This is a genomic window from Trichococcus sp. ES5 (assembly GCF_900067165.1).
Lineage (GTDB): Bacteria > Bacillota > Bacilli > Lactobacillales > Aerococcaceae > Trichococcus > Trichococcus flocculiformis.
Window position 1 is genome coordinate 79,323 of sequence record NZ_FJND01000007.1, and the last position, 16,252, is coordinate 95,574.

The window sequence follows — 16,252 nt, forward strand, 5'->3', positions numbered from 1 at the left end:
TATTTTGTCTCTTATTGCTCCAACGGTACCGGCCACGTTTCCATGCGATAGGCCATTTCCCAAAATGCGTATTCGTACTGACTGCTGATGATGAAATGCTCTTTCATCCTTTCGCGGTCGGCTTCACTCACGGCTGCGGCAATCTTATCCAGATGCTCAATCTGCTCATCCACCCGGTCCTGAAAATCCTTCCCGCCATAGGTAGCGATCCATTCCTGATAGATCGGTTCTTCCGGTGCTGCATTAATGAAGGCGTCGCCGATTTCGGCGTAGAGCCAGTAGCAAGGCAGAACGGCGGCGATCACATCCCCCAAATGCCCCGAGTGGCCGGCATGATAGAGATGGGACGTGTAGGCGTATGTTGTGGGCGCGGGTTTGAAACACTCTTTTTCTTCCGCGGTGATGCCCATCCTTTTCGAAAATTGTTCATGCAGGCCGATTTCGGCGCTGTACGTATGCTTCGCGAAGTCGGCGAACTGGTTGGTCGTCGCAATATCCGGTGCTTTGGCTGCGCCGAGCGCCAAAATTTTGGCGAAGCGCGTCAGGTAATAGGAATCCTGCTGGATGTAAAAACGGAAATTCTCCAACGGCAAGGTGCCGTCCCCGATCCCTTTCACAAACGGATGCTCCATGCTGGCTGCCCAGATCGGTTCTACCGCTTGGCGGATTTGTGCTGAAAATGTCATTGCTTTCCCTCCATATGCTGTGAGCGCTCCGCAAGGGTCCCGACTTATCCGAACGGCCGCTCTTGATTTTTGCAAACAAAAAAACCACTCTCTTCCCAACGGAAAAAAGTGGTTGTATGTTCCTTATGCAATAGGGACTTACTTAGCCAAAAGAGGCCGCCACTTCCCTACGCTGGTACAAACCAGATCAGGTTCTAAGGGTCTCGAAGTCCTACTTCGATCTCAGCTTTTTGGCGGACAGTCATCCGCCGGTAAAGCACCCCTAGTGGTAAAAAGAATATTCAGTTCATTTGCTATTGTTCTAATCGTATCATAATTTTTCCGGAAGTCAACTCGTTCTGTTGCACTAAACGTTACCGTTTCTTGTATTTATTCACCATATGCAGCCAACAACGCTTGTCCGTCTGCTTCAAAAACCTGCAATGCCTGCAGCGCCAAATCCTTGTTCATCATGTTATTCAGGACATCCGGAGGGATCGTGGCAGTATGCGCGCCCGACTCCAATGAATCGATGACTTGTTGGGAATTTTTGAAGCTCGCTGCCATGATTTTGGTCTTGTAGCCTCTGGCATCGATGAACGTCCGCATGGAACGGATCGCCTTGAAGGGATCGATCGCATTGTTCAGCATCCTGTTCACATACGGTGCCAGATAATCGCATCCGGCTGCGGCGGCCAGGATCCCCTGGTCCGCAGAATAGATCAGTGTCCCCAGGATCGCTCTTTCCGGATCGTCCTCTTTCACTTTTTTGATTGTTTCCAAGCCTGCTTGTGTAACGGGAATCTTTATCGAAAGTCGGTGATTTGCATCAAATGTCTTTATTGCTTCATAATCGGCAAACATTTCTTCAGAAGTCGTACCCAGCAATTGTACAAAAAGTTCCGTCGGCTCCAAAGCCAATAAATCTTGTAATTGTTTGAAGCGACTGCCGGAACCAGTCGACAAAATCGTCGGGTTGGTGGTGACTCCTTTCAGAAATCCGCTTTTCAAAAAACTTCCGATTGCTTTGATGTCGTTCGAATCTATGTACATACGCTACTACCCCACAGTTTCAGTGATTTTGATGATGGTGCCTTCCGCGATTTCGTTCACTGTTTTGTGTTCAACATACAGAGAGCCTGCCAATTCAGCGACTGTTTCTCCGCTGAAGTTAATGGTGATGTGCCCCAGATCCCTGAGGTTTTTGTTGACCACATCACCCACTGCTGTGACGCGATAACTATCGTCGCCGATAACCAACGCGTGTCCTAGTTGAATATCCTGCTCCAGTGCATTTTGTTCGATCAGGAAGCAATATGGCCGCAATGCTTCCGGAGCATCGTCTCCGAACAATACCATCATATCCTCAGCTAAAAACTCCTTAGCATTAGGTCCGATTTCTGTGACTACCGTTGAATAAATTGACATTTTTCTTCACCTTTTCCGATTATTAGTTTTTAACCATTGGCTGAACGAACCCGTTCAGCTTTTCTGAATTTTTAATACAATCCGAAGCTTGCTAACCAAGCGACGAATACGCGGGGCACACCGTTCAGGAATCGAGAATAAAGAACGGATGGTACGCCGACTTCTACTGTTTTAGCTTCTGCTTCCTGCAAGCCTAACCCGACTGGAATGAAATCGCAAGCATTTTGTGTGTTGATGGCGAATAAAGCCGGTAAAGCTAAGCTTGGTTCGATATTGCCTTTACCGATCTCAACACCGATCAATGTTCCGATAACTTGCGCGATTACGGCGCCAGGTCCCAATAGCGGAGAAAGGAAAGGCAAGGAGCAGATGAACCCTATGACCATCAAGCCCCAGACATTACCTGCCAATGGAATCATCATTTTCGCGAACAGATTGCCGATTCCGCTGCCTTGGATAATACCGATCAGCATCGCTACAAAGGCCATGAACGGGATGATTGTCTGCAAGACTGTCTGCACCGCTTCACGGGCTGATTGCAGCATGATAGCGATCCCTTTACCTGCAGCCAAACCGATTTTTGCCACTACGCTGCCTTTTTCGGCATTTTGTTGCGTCAGTTTTTTGTCTGTAGTGTAAGCGACTTTCTCTTCTGCCACTGGTTCTGCAGTTGCTACGCTTGCTGCCGCTACATTTGCTGTCTCGCCAGTTACTTGGATCTGATTCAAGCCAACATTTGAAACGTAAATGTCTTCGGTGATGTATTTAGCCAAAGGACCAGATTTACCGGTGGCAACAACGTTGATTGTCGGGATGCCTTTTTGAGGATAGATGCCGCATCTCAATGTTCCGCCGCAGTCGATGATAGCCAAGGCTGTTTCATCATCCGGAATGGATGTTTTGAATCCGTTTACGGCTTCCATACCTGTAAGTTCAGCGATTCTGTCGACGATGGCAGGTTTTTCTCCGCCGCCTACGATGTAGATGAATTTATGTTTTTGCTCTGTTGGTGTGATGATCAGTGGTCCGCCCCAGCCGCCGGAACCTTTTTCGACTTTGATGCTGTTATATTTTGTCATAATGAATACCCCTCTCGTTCTCATGCATTCTATTTGTTTAATGCAACATCTTCTTGGTCGTTATTATTGAACTTTCGCTGTTTTGCTCAATTGGATTCCGGATTTTTTGCAGACATAAGCCGTTGTGAAGTCGGTTACATATGCGCCTACAGCATTCATCACAAGCCCGACAAGCAGATAACGGATAGCCAGTGGCGTGGTGCTCAATCCTAACGTTTCAACACCCGAAGCGATTCCTAGGAATACGAACAATTCGCCTGCATTGATGTGCGGGAAAAGGCCGTTACTCGTATGGTTGTATTGCGCAAGCGCCGCATAGAAACTTGGCTTGTAGAACTCCGGCAAAAATCTTCCTAACGTGAATGATGCGGGATTCCCCAACATGAAGGCTGCCAAGAAAGGCAGGATACAGTTTCTGACCAAGGAATATTTAGAGAAGCGTTGTGCGAGGCCGTTGATTTTTTCCTCACCGATCAGCTTGATTACGACATTCATGAATACCATCAGCATCAATACGATTGGGACGATGCCGGTCATCCAGCTCATAAATGTATTTGCACCTAATTGAAATAATCCGATAAAGCTTTCTGCACCTTTAACTAGAAAGTCCATATTTAACACTCCTTATTATATGTATTATTTCTGACACAATTTAACCGAACTTAATGTTTGTAATTTTTTTGGTCAATTCCTTAAAGGGAGATTCTTTCTCCGGAATGATTTCTCCGTTTATGAACATCCGGTAATTAGCGACCGCATTCATGATGGTTTTGCGGGTGATCTTGATTTCAGCCAGCACATCCGGATCCTCTGCCTTGATGGCTTCGATCAGTCTGCCGTTGAACTTGTTGTACGGTTTGAACCTGGCCAAGATTGTGGTCCCTTGCAGCTTTTTGCCTCTGACGATGACGCCTTTTTCATCCAGTTGGAACATGATGATCGTTCCGGAAGTCAGCTTCCCTGCCCGTTTGCCTATCGCAACTCTGCCGTCCGCCTTCAACTCGTTGTATTCATTGCCGAAATGTCTGATCTGAAAAAAGCCCAGTGCGCTTTGGATCAAAAAAGCGCCGACAACCAGAATACCCAATGCAAGCATATTATTCATCTATTTCGTACCTCTTTTCTCCAGCATCTCAATAAGTCCTTGTGCATCATCCACTTTTTTCAGATCATTGATCAGAGTTGGATCATTGATGACCTTAAAGACAAAATCATATACCTGCATCAAGATTCTCTCTTGCTGCTCAGAAATTTTCTCGGGTGTCACTAGAAATAACATCAAGGAAAACGCGTCGTTGCGGTTGGCCATCGTGATGTTTCCCAGGACAAACACCAACTTGTTGATGTTTGGGTCGGTCAAATGCGGGAAAGCTACCTTGTTTTCATAAATCATTGTGTGTCTTTCTTCTTTTTCCACGAACCGGTCCAGGATATCTTCGGACAGACGGTATCTTCTGGAAAGGTAGGACATGATTTCTTCCACATAATCGAAGTAACCCATTTGACCCTTCAGATTGACGAGGTGATAACTGATGTCCTCGTTTGTCAGGTATTTGATGTTATATTGATCTTTTTCCACGGCATAGATCTTTTGGGCTAAGTCGTCCGGGCTGACTAATCTGTCGATTTTGATGACAGGGACTTCGGTGTCCACAGAAATCTCTTCGGTTGTGAAAAGCAGTCGGAACCGCTTCAGTTTTTCTTTCGGCAGGCTATCGGTGTTGAGGTGGACAATATTCATCTCATTCCCGACGATCTCTTTGATCTGTCTGCTGATCAGCTCAAAACTCCCTCTCCCAAGGTTCGTGATGATGCCGACATCCTTTGTGCTTTTCCCTGTGGAATCGTTCGCTTGCCTTTCGTCCAACATCAGTGCGTAATAGACAGCCAGATAGCTGATGTCGTCCGCGCTGGCTCTCAATTGGTAAAGGCGATTCAGTTCCGAAAGCGAAATCTTCGCCAGCTCGAAGGCCAAAGGATACTTGAGCTTGATCTGCTCCAGATACAGATCCGTGTTCGGGATCCGGAAGACCAGCCTGTTTATCAAGAACAGCAGATGGTATTTGACTTTATCGAAGAAGGCTTCTTCATCGATTTCGATCATGACTTGATCGCGCACCGTCTTCAGCATGCTGGAGACGACTTGTCTGAGGACCTCTTCGTTTTCGGCGTTTTCGGTCCCTTTTACGTAAGCGGAGTTCCTTGTATTGATCGGGAAGGCAAGAAAAGCAATTTCATGCTCATTCAAGGCAACCGCAAATTTGTTTTGCAGCAGTTGGATATAGGCGATGATATTCGCCGAATCCGCCTCAAAGTTTTTGTACATCGGAATCTCGGAAGCTATCGTATGCCCTTGCGAGACCCGGTGAACGCTTACGGCCAGCGCCTTATGAAGCAGTTCTTTCGCCTGCTCATCCAGCTTGTAGTCCCGGACGAGTCCGTCAAGTGCAGCCTGGATTTCTTGGTCCGGCAGGAAGGTCATCTGCAGCAGCTCGAAGACTTCATAGATGAGAACCAAGCGGGTGCCGAATTCGCTGCACTGGAAGGTGATGCCTTTGTTCGGGATTCCGACGACTTTCGCATTGTATTTCTCCAAAAGCTGCTTCAGCTTTTTAAGGTCATTATTCACCGTACTCCTGCTTACGCTCATTTCTTCGGAGAGGTCGCCGATATTCAGATACTCCTCTGTGCATATCAAGCGGTACAGCAGATAGGCGACCCTGCATTCTACCTTATTGAAGTCTTGATGGGTATTGTACTGAAGTGTGTTGAATATGTTCGCCCCCTCCTTTCTGACGATGCCAGCTTGTGATTCATCCTTGTACCGGATTGTTAAGAACCCTTCGTAGACATCGTTCAATTCCGAAATGATCGCTTTGATTTGGTATCTATTTTTTCCCGTTGCTTCCTCGAGACTCTGAAGATCTGTTTCTTTATTTGAGAGTAAACTTCTCAGCAAAACTTCTCTATCGCTTGCCGTTGACATGTTAATGCCCCCATACTATCCTCTAGATTTCCCGCCTGTAATGTTGATTGTTGTTCCAGTGATATAAGCGGATTTATTGGAAGATAAGAATGCCACTAAGTAGCCGATTTCATCCAATTTTCCGACGCGTCCCAGTGGAATGCTCTTTTCATACCCTGTGTCCAATTGCTCAACCGGTATGTTTCTTGTGTAAGCCAATGCTTCATTGTAGGCAGGAGTTGTCAATCCTGTTTTTTCGTTGATCCCCGGTGCGATACCGACGACTTTGATGCCAAATTTACCCAGTTCTTTTGCCCATGAACGCGTGTAAGAATTCGTAGCGCCTTTTGTTGCTGAATAGATGCTTTGGCCGACCGAACCTTCCATGCCGGATTCGGAAGAGATATTGATGATCGTGCCTTCCACTTTGTTCTTCAGCATGTTTCTGACGACGGCTTGGGTAGTGAATACCATTCCTTTTTGATTGACTGCTGTCATTTTGTTGAATGAGTCTTCATCGATTTCGTATTTTCTTTCATCACTGTAGACATCCACCAATAAACGCGGCAAGTTCATACCTGCATTATTGACCAAAACGTCGATTTTTCCAAATTTCTCAACAGCTTTTTCGACCATTGCCTCGATGCTCTCGATGGAAGTCACATCTGTCTTCACATTCAGTTTACCATATACACTAGTTCCCGTTTCAACACTTAAATCAGCTACAACGACGTTTGCGCCTTGTTCTTTCAAGTGATCCGCGATGTGTAAGCCGATCCCTGAATTTCCTCCTGTAACGATAACCGTTTTTCCGTCTAATTCCAACCAGTTGTTTGCCATAATTTTTTGTATCCCCTTTCAATCTCTATAGTCCAGAGTATAGACCAAATAAAAAATAAATTAATACAGTCCTCGAACCGGAAAAGGAGTCCAATTTTTGAACTAATTCAATTGTTGGAATTTAGAAGGGGAGGGTGAAAATCATATTTGATGGTCTGATTCCTGGAAAAGCGCGCCACGAATGGGGAAAATTGATTTTTTACGCCTGCGGTTTCCAGCGCAGCAAAACTTTTTCCAGTGAAAACAGCGAATTAGTGCAACTATTGCTTCACTGCAGTGCTATTATCTTTGAACTAATCAGACCCTGCAAAGTCGAAAAAATACATCAGGAGAACCATAAACTGCGCAACTTCTCAGCAATTCATTTCGGCACGCCTTTTTACGTACTTAATTAAGTACGCTATAATGATGCAAGAAACTAAAAAGGGGGGAGATCCTATGTCGATCGTAAATCCAAGCCAAGCCCGCAAAATCTTTTATCAATTACTGAAAGATGTCAACGAAACCCATGAACCCGTCTACATATCAGGCAAAAAGGAAGAAAGCGAAGCGGTTATGGTCAGCAAAAAAGATTGGGATGCTATTCAAGAAACGCTGTACCTTCAATCTTCCGGAGTAGCTGATGTCATCCACCAGCGTGAACAAGAACATGAATTTGTTGCACTGGGGGATATCGATTGGGATACTCTGTAAAAATAGCAAAATCCGCTATGAAAGACCTAAAAAATTTAAAATCCGCTCATTTAGATCAAAAATTCATCGGATTAATGGAGATTTTAAAAGTAAACCCTTCTCAGAATCCACTGCCTTATGAAAAATTGGTCGGAAATCTGAATGATAAATATTCACGACGGTTAAATATCCAACATCGGGTAGTCTATTCTGTTGACATTGCCACAAAAGAAGTCATTATCTGGTCTGCTTGGACACATTACGAAAGATAGTAGCTACCGCATCAAGGCAGCTACTATCTTTTTTTCTGAAACTTCTCTCCGGGATTGGATTAGCGGACGTTCCGGCACGTTCCTCCGGTGAACGGAGGCTTCGCCGGAGTTCCAATCGTATTTTCTTACCTTATCCGATAAGAAGAGCTTCGTCGGAGTTGCGGTTGAAATTACCGGTGTTCTCCGGTAGCCGTCCACCTTACCGGAGCTGAGGACCGCTTCCGCGCTGCTCCGGTAAGCACAAGCACCCCCAAACAAGAAACGCAAAAAAACAGCATGGAATCCCTGAAGGATCCCATACTGCTCATATATGTTTTTTAAACAAGATGCTGTTTACTCAACCGTAACGGATTTAGCCAAGTTTCTTGGTTTGTCGACGTCATAGCCACGGTGAAGCGTTGCGTAGTAAGCCATCAGTTGGGTCGGAACGACTGTCATCAGTGGAGCCAAGGCTGGGTGAACAGCCGGCAAGATGATTTGGTCGTTCTCATTAGCCAAACCTTCCATTGCAAATACGCAAGTGTTTGCTCCGCGCGAACGCACTTCTTCGACGTTTCCGCGGGTGTGGCTGGCAACATCAGCTTGGGTAATGATAGCCAAGACCGGAGTTCCTTCTTCGATCAAGGCGATCGTGCCGTGCTTCAATTCTCCGGCAGCAAAACCTTCTGTTTGGATGTAAGAAATTTCTTTCAGTTTCAAAGCAGCTTCCATCGATACGAAGTAATCCAAACCGCGGCCGATGTAGAAAGCATTGCGGGTGTTCGGCAAGTAGATGTCAGCCAATGCAGCGATGCGCTCTTTGTCATCGATGACCGCTTCCATCGCATTTGCGACGATCCCTAATTCATGGACCATGTCGATTCCCATATCATGACCCGTTCTCGCGCCTAACGCATCCGACAAGACAGCCAAGACAGCGATTTGTGCCGTGTAAGCTTTCGTTGAAGCGACTGCGATCTCTGGACCTGCATGCAACAGCAATGTGTAGTCCGCTTCACGCGACAAGGTTGAACCAGCCACGTTTGTGATCGTCAAAGCTGGGTATCCCCATTCTTTTACTTTCACCAATACTTGGCGGCTATCCGCAGTCTCCCCACTTTGGGTAAGGAAGATAAAGAACGGATTACCTTTCAATAGCGGCGGGTTGTAGGAGAATTCGCTGGCGACATGCACTTCTGTCGGAATCTGTGCAATTTTTTCCAGATAATGTTTGCCTACCCAACCGGAATGGTAGCTCGTTCCGCAAGCCACGATGTGGATGCGGTCAGACTCCAACATAGCAGTGACCAATTCTTCTGGAACAGTCAAGCGACCTTCTGCGTTTTGGTATTTTTGGATGATGTTACGCATAACAGCAGGCTGTTCATCGATCTCTTTCAACATGTAGTAAGGGTATGTCCCTTTTTCCAAGTCGCTGGCATCGATTTGAGCCGTATACGGATTACGTGTTACCGCTTTTCCGTCTAATTTTTCGATTGTGACGCCATCAGCGGTCAATGTGATCATTTCACCGTCGTGGATTTCGACATATTGGTTTGTGATCTGAACAGTAGCCATTGCATCACTGGCAACGACGTTGAAGTCATCACCCAAGCCGATCAACAACGGGCTTTTGTTTTTAGCTGCATAAAGGACATTCGGAGCTTGTGCATCGACTAAAGCGAAAGCGTAAGAACCCCTTACGATCGACAAAGCGCGGCGTAAAGCTTCTTTTCCGTCCAGATTTCCTTCGGCAGCGATTTTTTCGATCAACTGCACAACGATTTCCGTATCTGTTTGGCTGACAAAATTAACGCCCTGCAGATACTCGTCTTTGATTTCTTTGAAGTTTTCGATGACACCGTTATGAACCAAAGTGAAGCGTCCATCCGCAGATTGGTGCGGATGCGCGTTCTCTGCGCTCGGCACGCCATGTGTTGCCCATCTCGTGTGTCCGATTCCTGTATGCGCATCCACCTGTCTGTCGACGATTGCACGCAAATCAGCGATGCGGCCTTTTTCTTTGAATACATGACCTTGGTTTTCAGCGTCTACTACAAAAATACCGGCTGAATCATAACCACGGTATTCCAATTTTTCTAATCCATGCAACAATACCTCTTGTACATTGCCTTGTCCTACATATCCAACTATTCCACACATAAGCGTAAAAATCCCCTTTGTTATCTCGATTTTTTCTGGGTGTGGGGATTGATCTCTGTAAGACCGTTCTGGGCTCTGCAGCCGCAAAAGGGTCTTTTTTACCTCAATCCTGTAGACTACACTTGCCTTGGGTCATCCGCCGAATCTTTCGATAAACCCAATCCTCGTCACTTCAGGGCCAATTTACCTGTGCTCCCTGAAGTCTGGCGCTATCCATTTGCTTCTTCCTCTATCCTCCTAGCTTTGTATTTTCCAGAATATATGCATTTTATCCTACAATCAGTGATATTGTCAAAAAAATTTCGTCCGATTTCACTTGTAATGCTGATTTAAAGCATTATTTAAGAAAAACTTATACGCCTTGTGCCGTTTGATTTCATCAAGATGTCTCAAATGACTCCTTGACCGGCACAACGCGTATAGTTGAAAGTTACTGATTGAACCGCAGTGATTAAGCCACCTTATAAGCGTACTTCTCGACGTTCTGTTTGATGCTGCCCAAGATTTTTTGATTGTCTATCCCGGTTACTTCCGGAATGATTTTATCCAAGCCTTTTTGCAGGATCATTTCTTTCAGTTCTTGGCACTGCTCATCTTCCGGGTCGAAATAATTGAAGACCATGCCGATCGTTTCCAGCAAATGGAAAGGCATCTCATCGATTTGGGTCAATTCAACCATCGGACGGATGAAGCGCTCATGATTGCCTAATTTTCTTAAAGGCGTGCGCGCCACACGGGAAATCGCGTCGGAAATGTATTTGTTCTGGAAACGGCCGATGATTTTTTCGATATATTTCTCGTGTTCGGCTGCGTCGAATCCCCATTTAGCGATCAACAATTTGCCTGTCTCATGCAATACCGAGCGCAGTTGGATGACGACAAGATTATCCTGCATCGCTTCATCGATGGTTTCATAGCCCTGCAGAGCTCCTGTATAGGCTACCGTAGCGTGTCCTGTATTGACGCTGAACAATTTGCGTTCGATATAAGGCTCCAGATCGTTCACATAGGCAACGCCTTCCAGTCGGATCGGGCTTTTGCAGGCTGTCCCTTGTACAACCCACTCGCTGAAGGGCTCCACTTGCACAAAGAGCGGATCCGCATGTTGTTGCATCGGAACGATCCGGTCCACCGCTGCATCCGGGAAGCCGACATACGCATCAAGGTAAGCCGTGTCCGTGAAATATTTCTTGACTTCACCCGCCAGGAATGTCGATCCGCCGATCATGTTTTCGCAGGCGATGATGTCGACGGGCTGCTGGATGTTCCGGGCTGCACGTGCCTTGATCCCTTCTGCAATCAATTGCGCGATTCTAGGCAGAATATTCGGTCCGATGGCAGTCGTTAAGATATCCGCTTCAACGATCGCTTCCACAACTTTTTCTGCCTCTTTGGCATTATTGAGACCAGTGACGTTCTCGATCTGGATCTGTTTGCGTGACTCGTCCGCCAACTCGATCGTATAGCCGCCACGTGTTTTTAAAGCTTCGATGATTGTATCGTTCACATCCACAAAAGTGATTGCGTACCCGTTGTGATTCAAAATTTCCCCGATAAAGCCGCGGCCGATATTTCCGGCACCAAAATGTACTGCTTTCATTTTCATCTCTCCTTATGCAATGGCTAAGCTGCCAGTGATTTCATCTTTTGTCAAAGCGTCCGCCAAAGTAACGACGTTATCCACGTCGCTGCAATACAGCGCGATTTTTTGGATCAATTCCAAGTGGTCATCGCCGACTCCTGCGATGCCGAACAAAACGGTTGCCACTTTTTCTTCCTGCTCGTCGCCGAAATCGACCCCGTCAGGCACTTGCACCACACAGATGCCTGATTTTTTCACGTGCTCCTTGGCTGCATCGGTACCATGGGGAATCGCGATGAAATTCCCCATATACACTGACAACATCCGATCGCGTTGCACCATAGCCTCCACATAATCCGAATCCACACAGCCTGCGTCCACTAATTTTTGGCCGCAGAAACGAATAGCTTCTTCTTTTGAAGCGAACGCTTTATTCAAAACGATCATTTCTTTATCTAAATTATTCATCTTATTCTTCCTCTCTTTACGCTATTTGCTTCAAGTTGGCGACGACGCTCTCGTATTTCGATGTCGTGATCAAACTGTCCACTGACAGATGAACCGCTGCAGGAACTTTTTGCTGGGCCGCTTGCGTCAGACTGTTTTTGCTGATCACCAATGTTTGCGGAGATGCCTTCAGCTCGTCAATGTGCATTTTTCTTAAAGGTATATCCAGCGCTTCCCTCTCCAAAATCCGTTCCACTACTTTTTGTCCCATCGTGGCGGAGCCTTTGCGGTCATCATGGACCAAGACGATTTCATTGATGTTCGCCAAGTCAACGTCAAGGCGTGATGCTGCAGGTGCAACGGCTGTTTCTTTCAGATCGGTTCCGGACAGCGTAGCTACGATTTCATCGTATTTTGGCGAGTTCAGGAAATTCTCGATCGCTACAAACGTTGCATTCGGTGCTTTCTGTTGGGCCCGATTCTTCAGTTCTTCCTGGGTTACGATCAACGTGTTGGCTGCATCCGTCAGATTATTGATGGCGCGGTTGGTGACGTCTTGGGGTAACCCGGCTGCAATTATTTTTTTGCGCAGGATAGAAGCGCCCATTGCGCTTGATCCCATCCCTGCATCGCAAGCAAAAATGATGTGTTGGATGCCCGACATATTTGTCAGACTTGTTTGTCCAGCTGAGCCTTTTGCGCTTAATTTTGCGGCTTGGGTCGCTTTGACGCTTTCTTCAAAATTATCGGCTGCTTCTTTGGAGTCTGCCTTCAAAATGACCGTTGCTACCGCAAATGATGCTGCCGCACCGGCGACGACCCCTAAAATGACTGGCAAGTAAGAACCCATCGGTGTCATAGCCAAAATCGCAATGATCGAACCAGGTGAAGCCGGAGCCCGCAAACCAGCGCCTAAAAGTTGGAACACAAAGCTGCCGGAAACGCCGCCCGAGATGACTGCCAGGAATAACAGCGGTTTCATCATGACGTAAGGGAAATAGATTTCGTGGATCCCACCCAAGAAGTGGATGATCATCGCGCCCGGTGCTGTTGATTTCGCTGAGCCTTTGCCGAATAGAGTGAAAGCCAACAACACGCCCAAACCAGGGCCAGGATTTGCTTCAAGCAGGAAGAGGATCGAACGTCCTGTTTCGCTGACTTGTTCCGTTCCTAACGGTGTCAAAATGCCGTGGTTGATTGCATTGTTCAGGAAAAGAATTTTTGCTGGTTCGATGAAGATATTCGTTAAAGGAATCAATTGTGCGTTCAGGATCGTTTCAACCCCGGCTGCCATTGCTTGCGTCAAACGGTCAACCACAGGTCCGATCGCTTGGAACCCTACAAGTGCCAAAGCGAATCCGATCAAGCCGGCCGAGAAATTGTTGACCAGCATTTCAAAACCGGTCTTGATTTTGTTCTGAAACATCGCATCAAATTTCTTGATCGTGAAACCGCCCAACGGTCCCATGATCATGGCACCCATGATCATCGGGATCTCCGTCCCTACAATCACGCCCATTGTGGCGATGGCGCCGACAACCGCACCACGTTCGCCTGCAATCACTTTACCTCCCGTGTAACCGACCAACAAAGGAATGAGATACGTAAGCATCGGGCCGACCATCGAAGCGAAGGATTCATTCGGCAAGTAACCATCCGGGATGAATAGTGCCGTCAAAACTCCCCAGGCGATCAGCGCCCCTATATTCGGCATCACCATGCTTGAAAGCGTGCTGCCTAACTTTTGAACCTTTGCCTTCAGCGAGGCTTGTTGTGTCTGTTCCATTTTTTGTTTCTCCCTTCAAACTGTTTCTTTTGATGTCTTTATTGTATGCGCTTCCTCAATTGGTTTATAGTCGTGCTTTGGCACGTTTATTTGTGCCAGGACTTGATACATGTATCCGGAGCGCATCGTTGCTGAGATCTGTTTCACTCTTCTCCGGGGAACGGAGGCTTCGCCGGAGTTCGGCCCACATTCTGCTCGTATTCTCCGATTAGCGGGCGCACGAAAATAAGAAAAGCATCGGGGAAAACCACCCCGATGCCTTTTTTTGTGTAGTTGTATTATTTTTTTTGATAATCTGAGAGCTTGTATTCCAAACCGTGGATACTTTTATAGTGCTCAGGATACATTTCTCCACCGCAATTCTCACAAGTGAAGCGGGGAGCATCCAACAGATCCCCTTCGTCCATCTGATCGAATTCATCCACCACTTCCTTCGGAATGGCTTCATTGATTCCGCATTGAAGACATATATAATTGACGCTGTTTTTCCCAGTCGAAGCGATTTGCTTCAAATATTTTTTCTTTAGCTTGTTTTTGGTTAATTTTGAATTCTTCTGACTCAATGTTTCTAATCTCCTCTCGCAGATATCACCTCGCCGCTGCATCGTTCGCAAATTGGATTCTTAGCTTCCCATTTTTGGACACAACAATCCCGCGGAACACAAAGAGGTTTCCGCAACTGGAACATTTTAAAGGATTCTCTCCAAAACATTCGGTAATTCTGTCTGCCCATTTCATGGGTTTTAAAGCAGTCGAAACGTTTAACAATAGTCGCTTGATCTTGGACTGGATCTCCTTGACGACTTCTTTCACAACCTTCTTTATTCTCCTGCTGTATAACCCATATCTACGGATTGTTTTAAAGTTTTTATCGGGGATGTGTCTTATTAAAGCTGCTATAAACTCTTTCGCAAGCATAATCTCTTTTTCTTCTGTATTCGTCCGTTTATCATGATAACGAAACATCACGATATCACCGTCGTACATGATAATACGGTTCAATGCGATCGGCCCGCGTTTCATGTAGCGGCTAATATACTGCAGAATCTTTTTGACATTCGTTCGGCTTCTCTTCGGAGCATTCACGTAAAAACCTTCAGCATTTCTTGTATAGGCTCTCTGAAGCTGTGGCTGTACTTCCTTTTTCTCCTCCGGAGAAAGCACGCGTCTAATCAGCTTTAGCACTGCATTCTGCCAGTTTACCCGCAGCATTTTGTATGGGATATAATCGTAATCTTTCCACTCGCCACCTTCTGTCAAGCCACCCATCGTTACGATCATATGCACATGGGGGTTAAACTCGAGTTTCGATCCGAAAGTGTGCAGAGCCAAAATGATACCAGGCCGAATTTTCTGTTTATTAAAATAATCCAAAATCACTTGCGCAGCGTCATCCATTAGTCCTTTCAAAAGTATTTCCCGATGATACTTTAAAAAGATGGTCCTCAGGCCTTCATCGATGGTAAAAACAATATGTCTGTGGGTGGTGTGGAACATATCCTGAGACACAATTTCACTCCACCGCTCACTTTCACCGACAGAACATGTCGGGCAAAATTTGCCTTTACACCGAATCGGAACTTTTTTTACCGCATGGCAACCTTCACAAACATATAACCGAAAGCCTTTCGAAATATCCCCACAGTATCTAAATTTTTCAACCTCTTTAAAGACCACAGGTCTTATCTTCAGTTTGAATCTTTTAGAGAACTGGTCCCAATGGTTATTCTTATCAAAGAAAATGGTATGGAGAATATTCTGATTCATACCTCTATTTTACCACTGTGAAACCAAAACAAAAACTGTGGAACATGTGCTATCACCACATTCCACAGCTGAAAAATTTTATACTTTCCTACAATACAAAAAAAGCAAGCAACCTCCCACCAGGTGGGATGCTGCTTGCTTTTTGAATTTAATTCGATTTATGCCTATTAGCTGTTTTGGAGAATGGTTTGGACTGCCTGAAGATCTTTGGCATCGCTCAATGCCATCACGTTTTCGATATCCGAGCAGAAAAAAGCGATGTCCTGTAATGCTTCCAATTGTTTTTCCTTCAGGGCCACCACAAAAAGGATAGTCGCGATTTGCGCTTTCTGTCCACTGCCGAAGTTGACGCCGTCCGGCACTTGGATCAAACAGATGCCTTCTTCTTCAATATGTGGGTGTCCGTCACTGTCACCGTGAGGCAAGGCGACAAAATTACCGACGTAAACACTCACTTTGCGGTGGCGCGCCAGCATCGATTGGATGTAAGGCGGAGATACCAAGCCTTGCGCCACCAAAAATCCCCCGGCGGCAACGATCGCGGCTTCGGCGTTGCTGTACGTTTGATCCAACAGAATATGCTCATCTTTAATCGTAATCATACGAA

At 46.1% G+C, this 16,252-nt stretch carries 18 protein-coding genes and 1 riboswitch; of the genes, 3 read left to right on the forward strand and 15 right to left on the reverse strand.

Annotated features, from left to right (window positions below):
• Window positions 1-11 precede the first annotated feature (11 nt).
• The 8 genes from tenA to TES5_RS07635 all read right to left on the reverse strand — a co-directional run bounded on the left by tenA (window position 12) and on the right by TES5_RS07635 (window position 6,977).
• The gene (tenA, locus tag TES5_RS07600) at window positions 12-686 is read right to left on the reverse strand and encodes a thiaminase II (protein WP_068561266.1); all 675 of its coding nucleotides are present in this window, start codon (window positions 684-686) and stop codon (window positions 12-14) included.
• 147 nt (window positions 687-833) lie between these two features.
• A riboswitch (TPP riboswitch) is annotated at window positions 834-960 on the reverse strand.
• 95 nt (window positions 961-1,055) lie between these two features.
• Complete coding sequence (locus TES5_RS07605; RefSeq protein ID WP_068561267.1) at window positions 1,056-1,718, reverse strand: transaldolase family protein; 663 nt, start codon at window positions 1,716-1,718, stop codon at window positions 1,056-1,058.
• Between the two features lie 6 nt (window positions 1,719-1,724).
• On the reverse strand, window positions 1,725-2,093 hold the full coding sequence (locus TES5_RS07610) for a PTS glucitol/sorbitol transporter subunit IIA (protein WP_068561268.1): 369 nt from the start codon (window positions 2,091-2,093) through the stop codon (window positions 1,725-1,727).
• Window positions 2,094-2,164: 71 nt separating this feature from the next.
• On the reverse strand, window positions 2,165-3,172 hold the full coding sequence (locus TES5_RS07615) for a PTS glucitol/sorbitol transporter subunit IIB (protein WP_068561269.1): 1,008 nt from the start codon (window positions 3,170-3,172) through the stop codon (window positions 2,165-2,167).
• 63 nt (window positions 3,173-3,235) lie between these two features.
• Complete coding sequence (locus TES5_RS07620; protein ID WP_068561270.1) at window positions 3,236-3,784, reverse strand: PTS glucitol/sorbitol transporter subunit IIC; 549 nt, start codon at window positions 3,782-3,784, stop codon at window positions 3,236-3,238.
• A 40-nt stretch (window positions 3,785-3,824) separates the two neighbouring features.
• Entirely contained in the window at window positions 3,825-4,277 is a 453-nt protein-coding gene (locus tag TES5_RS07625) for a transcriptional regulator GutM (RefSeq protein WP_083546478.1), read from the reverse strand.
• Window positions 4,278-6,158: a BglG family transcription antiterminator gene (locus tag TES5_RS07630; RefSeq protein ID WP_068561271.1), complete on the reverse strand. Its 1,881-nt coding sequence runs from the start codon at window positions 6,156-6,158 to the stop codon at window positions 4,278-4,280.
• 15 nt (window positions 6,159-6,173) lie between these two features.
• Window positions 6,174-6,977: a sorbitol-6-phosphate dehydrogenase subunit gene (locus tag TES5_RS07635; protein WP_068561272.1), complete on the reverse strand. Its 804-nt coding sequence runs from the start codon at window positions 6,975-6,977 to the stop codon at window positions 6,174-6,176.
• Window positions 6,978-7,111: 134 nt separating this feature from the next.
• Here TES5_RS07635 and TES5_RS07640 point away from each other — a divergent pair, with 134 nt between their 5' ends.
• Genes TES5_RS07640 through TES5_RS07650 form a run of 3 tightly spaced genes read left to right on the forward strand, consistent with a single transcriptional unit; the run spans window position 7,112 to window position 7,921 of the window.
• Window positions 7,112-7,372 carry a hypothetical protein gene (locus TES5_RS07640; protein WP_068561273.1) on the forward strand — a complete coding sequence of 87 codons (261 nt, stop codon included), beginning with the start codon at window positions 7,112-7,114 and terminating at the stop codon, window positions 7,370-7,372.
• Window positions 7,373-7,415: 43 nt separating this feature from the next.
• Window positions 7,416-7,670, forward strand: coding sequence for a type II toxin-antitoxin system Phd/YefM family antitoxin (locus tag TES5_RS07645; protein ID WP_068561274.1), 255 nt, complete (start codon window positions 7,416-7,418; stop codon window positions 7,668-7,670).
• On the forward strand, window positions 7,655-7,921 hold the full coding sequence (locus TES5_RS07650) for a Txe/YoeB family addiction module toxin (RefSeq protein WP_068561275.1): 267 nt from the start codon (window positions 7,655-7,657) through the stop codon (window positions 7,919-7,921). Before TES5_RS07645 ends, TES5_RS07650 begins: the two co-directional genes overlap by 16 nt.
• 333 nt (window positions 7,922-8,254) lie before the next feature.
• On the opposite strand, the gene glmS is transcribed toward TES5_RS07650, so the two are convergent.
• The 7 genes from glmS to TES5_RS07685 all read right to left on the reverse strand — a co-directional run bounded on the left by glmS (window position 8,255) and on the right by TES5_RS07685 (window position 16,247).
• Window positions 8,255-10,063 carry a glutamine--fructose-6-phosphate transaminase (isomerizing) gene (gene glmS, locus TES5_RS07655; RefSeq protein ID WP_068561276.1) on the reverse strand — a complete coding sequence of 603 codons (1,809 nt, stop codon included), beginning with the start codon at window positions 10,061-10,063 and terminating at the stop codon, window positions 8,255-8,257.
• A 451-nt stretch (window positions 10,064-10,514) separates the two neighbouring features.
• Window positions 10,515-11,663 carry a mannitol-1-phosphate 5-dehydrogenase gene (locus tag TES5_RS07660; RefSeq protein ID WP_068561277.1) on the reverse strand — a complete coding sequence of 383 codons (1,149 nt, stop codon included), beginning with the start codon at window positions 11,661-11,663 and terminating at the stop codon, window positions 10,515-10,517.
• A gap of 12 nt (window positions 11,664-11,675) precedes the next feature.
• The gene (locus tag TES5_RS07665) at window positions 11,676-12,113 is read right to left on the reverse strand and encodes a PTS mannitol transporter subunit IIA (RefSeq protein ID WP_068561278.1); all 438 of its coding nucleotides are present in this window, start codon (window positions 12,111-12,113) and stop codon (window positions 11,676-11,678) included.
• Window positions 12,114-12,129: 16 nt separating this feature from the next.
• Window positions 12,130-13,878: a PTS mannitol transporter subunit IIBC gene (locus TES5_RS07670; RefSeq protein WP_068561279.1), complete on the reverse strand. Its 1,749-nt coding sequence runs from the start codon at window positions 13,876-13,878 to the stop codon at window positions 12,130-12,132.
• Window positions 13,879-14,156: 278 nt separating this feature from the next.
• On the reverse strand, window positions 14,157-14,441 hold the full coding sequence (locus tag TES5_RS07675) for a hypothetical protein (RefSeq protein ID WP_072763751.1): 285 nt from the start codon (window positions 14,439-14,441) through the stop codon (window positions 14,157-14,159).
• 25 nt (window positions 14,442-14,466) lie between these two features.
• Window positions 14,467-15,645 carry an IS91 family transposase gene (locus TES5_RS07680; RefSeq protein ID WP_232309322.1) on the reverse strand — a complete coding sequence of 393 codons (1,179 nt, stop codon included), beginning with the start codon at window positions 15,643-15,645 and terminating at the stop codon, window positions 14,467-14,469.
• Window positions 15,646-15,812: 167 nt separating this feature from the next.
• Window positions 15,813-16,247, reverse strand: coding sequence for a PTS mannitol transporter subunit IIA (locus TES5_RS07685; protein ID WP_068561280.1), 435 nt, complete (start codon window positions 16,245-16,247; stop codon window positions 15,813-15,815).
• Window positions 16,248-16,252: the final 5 nt, after the last annotated feature.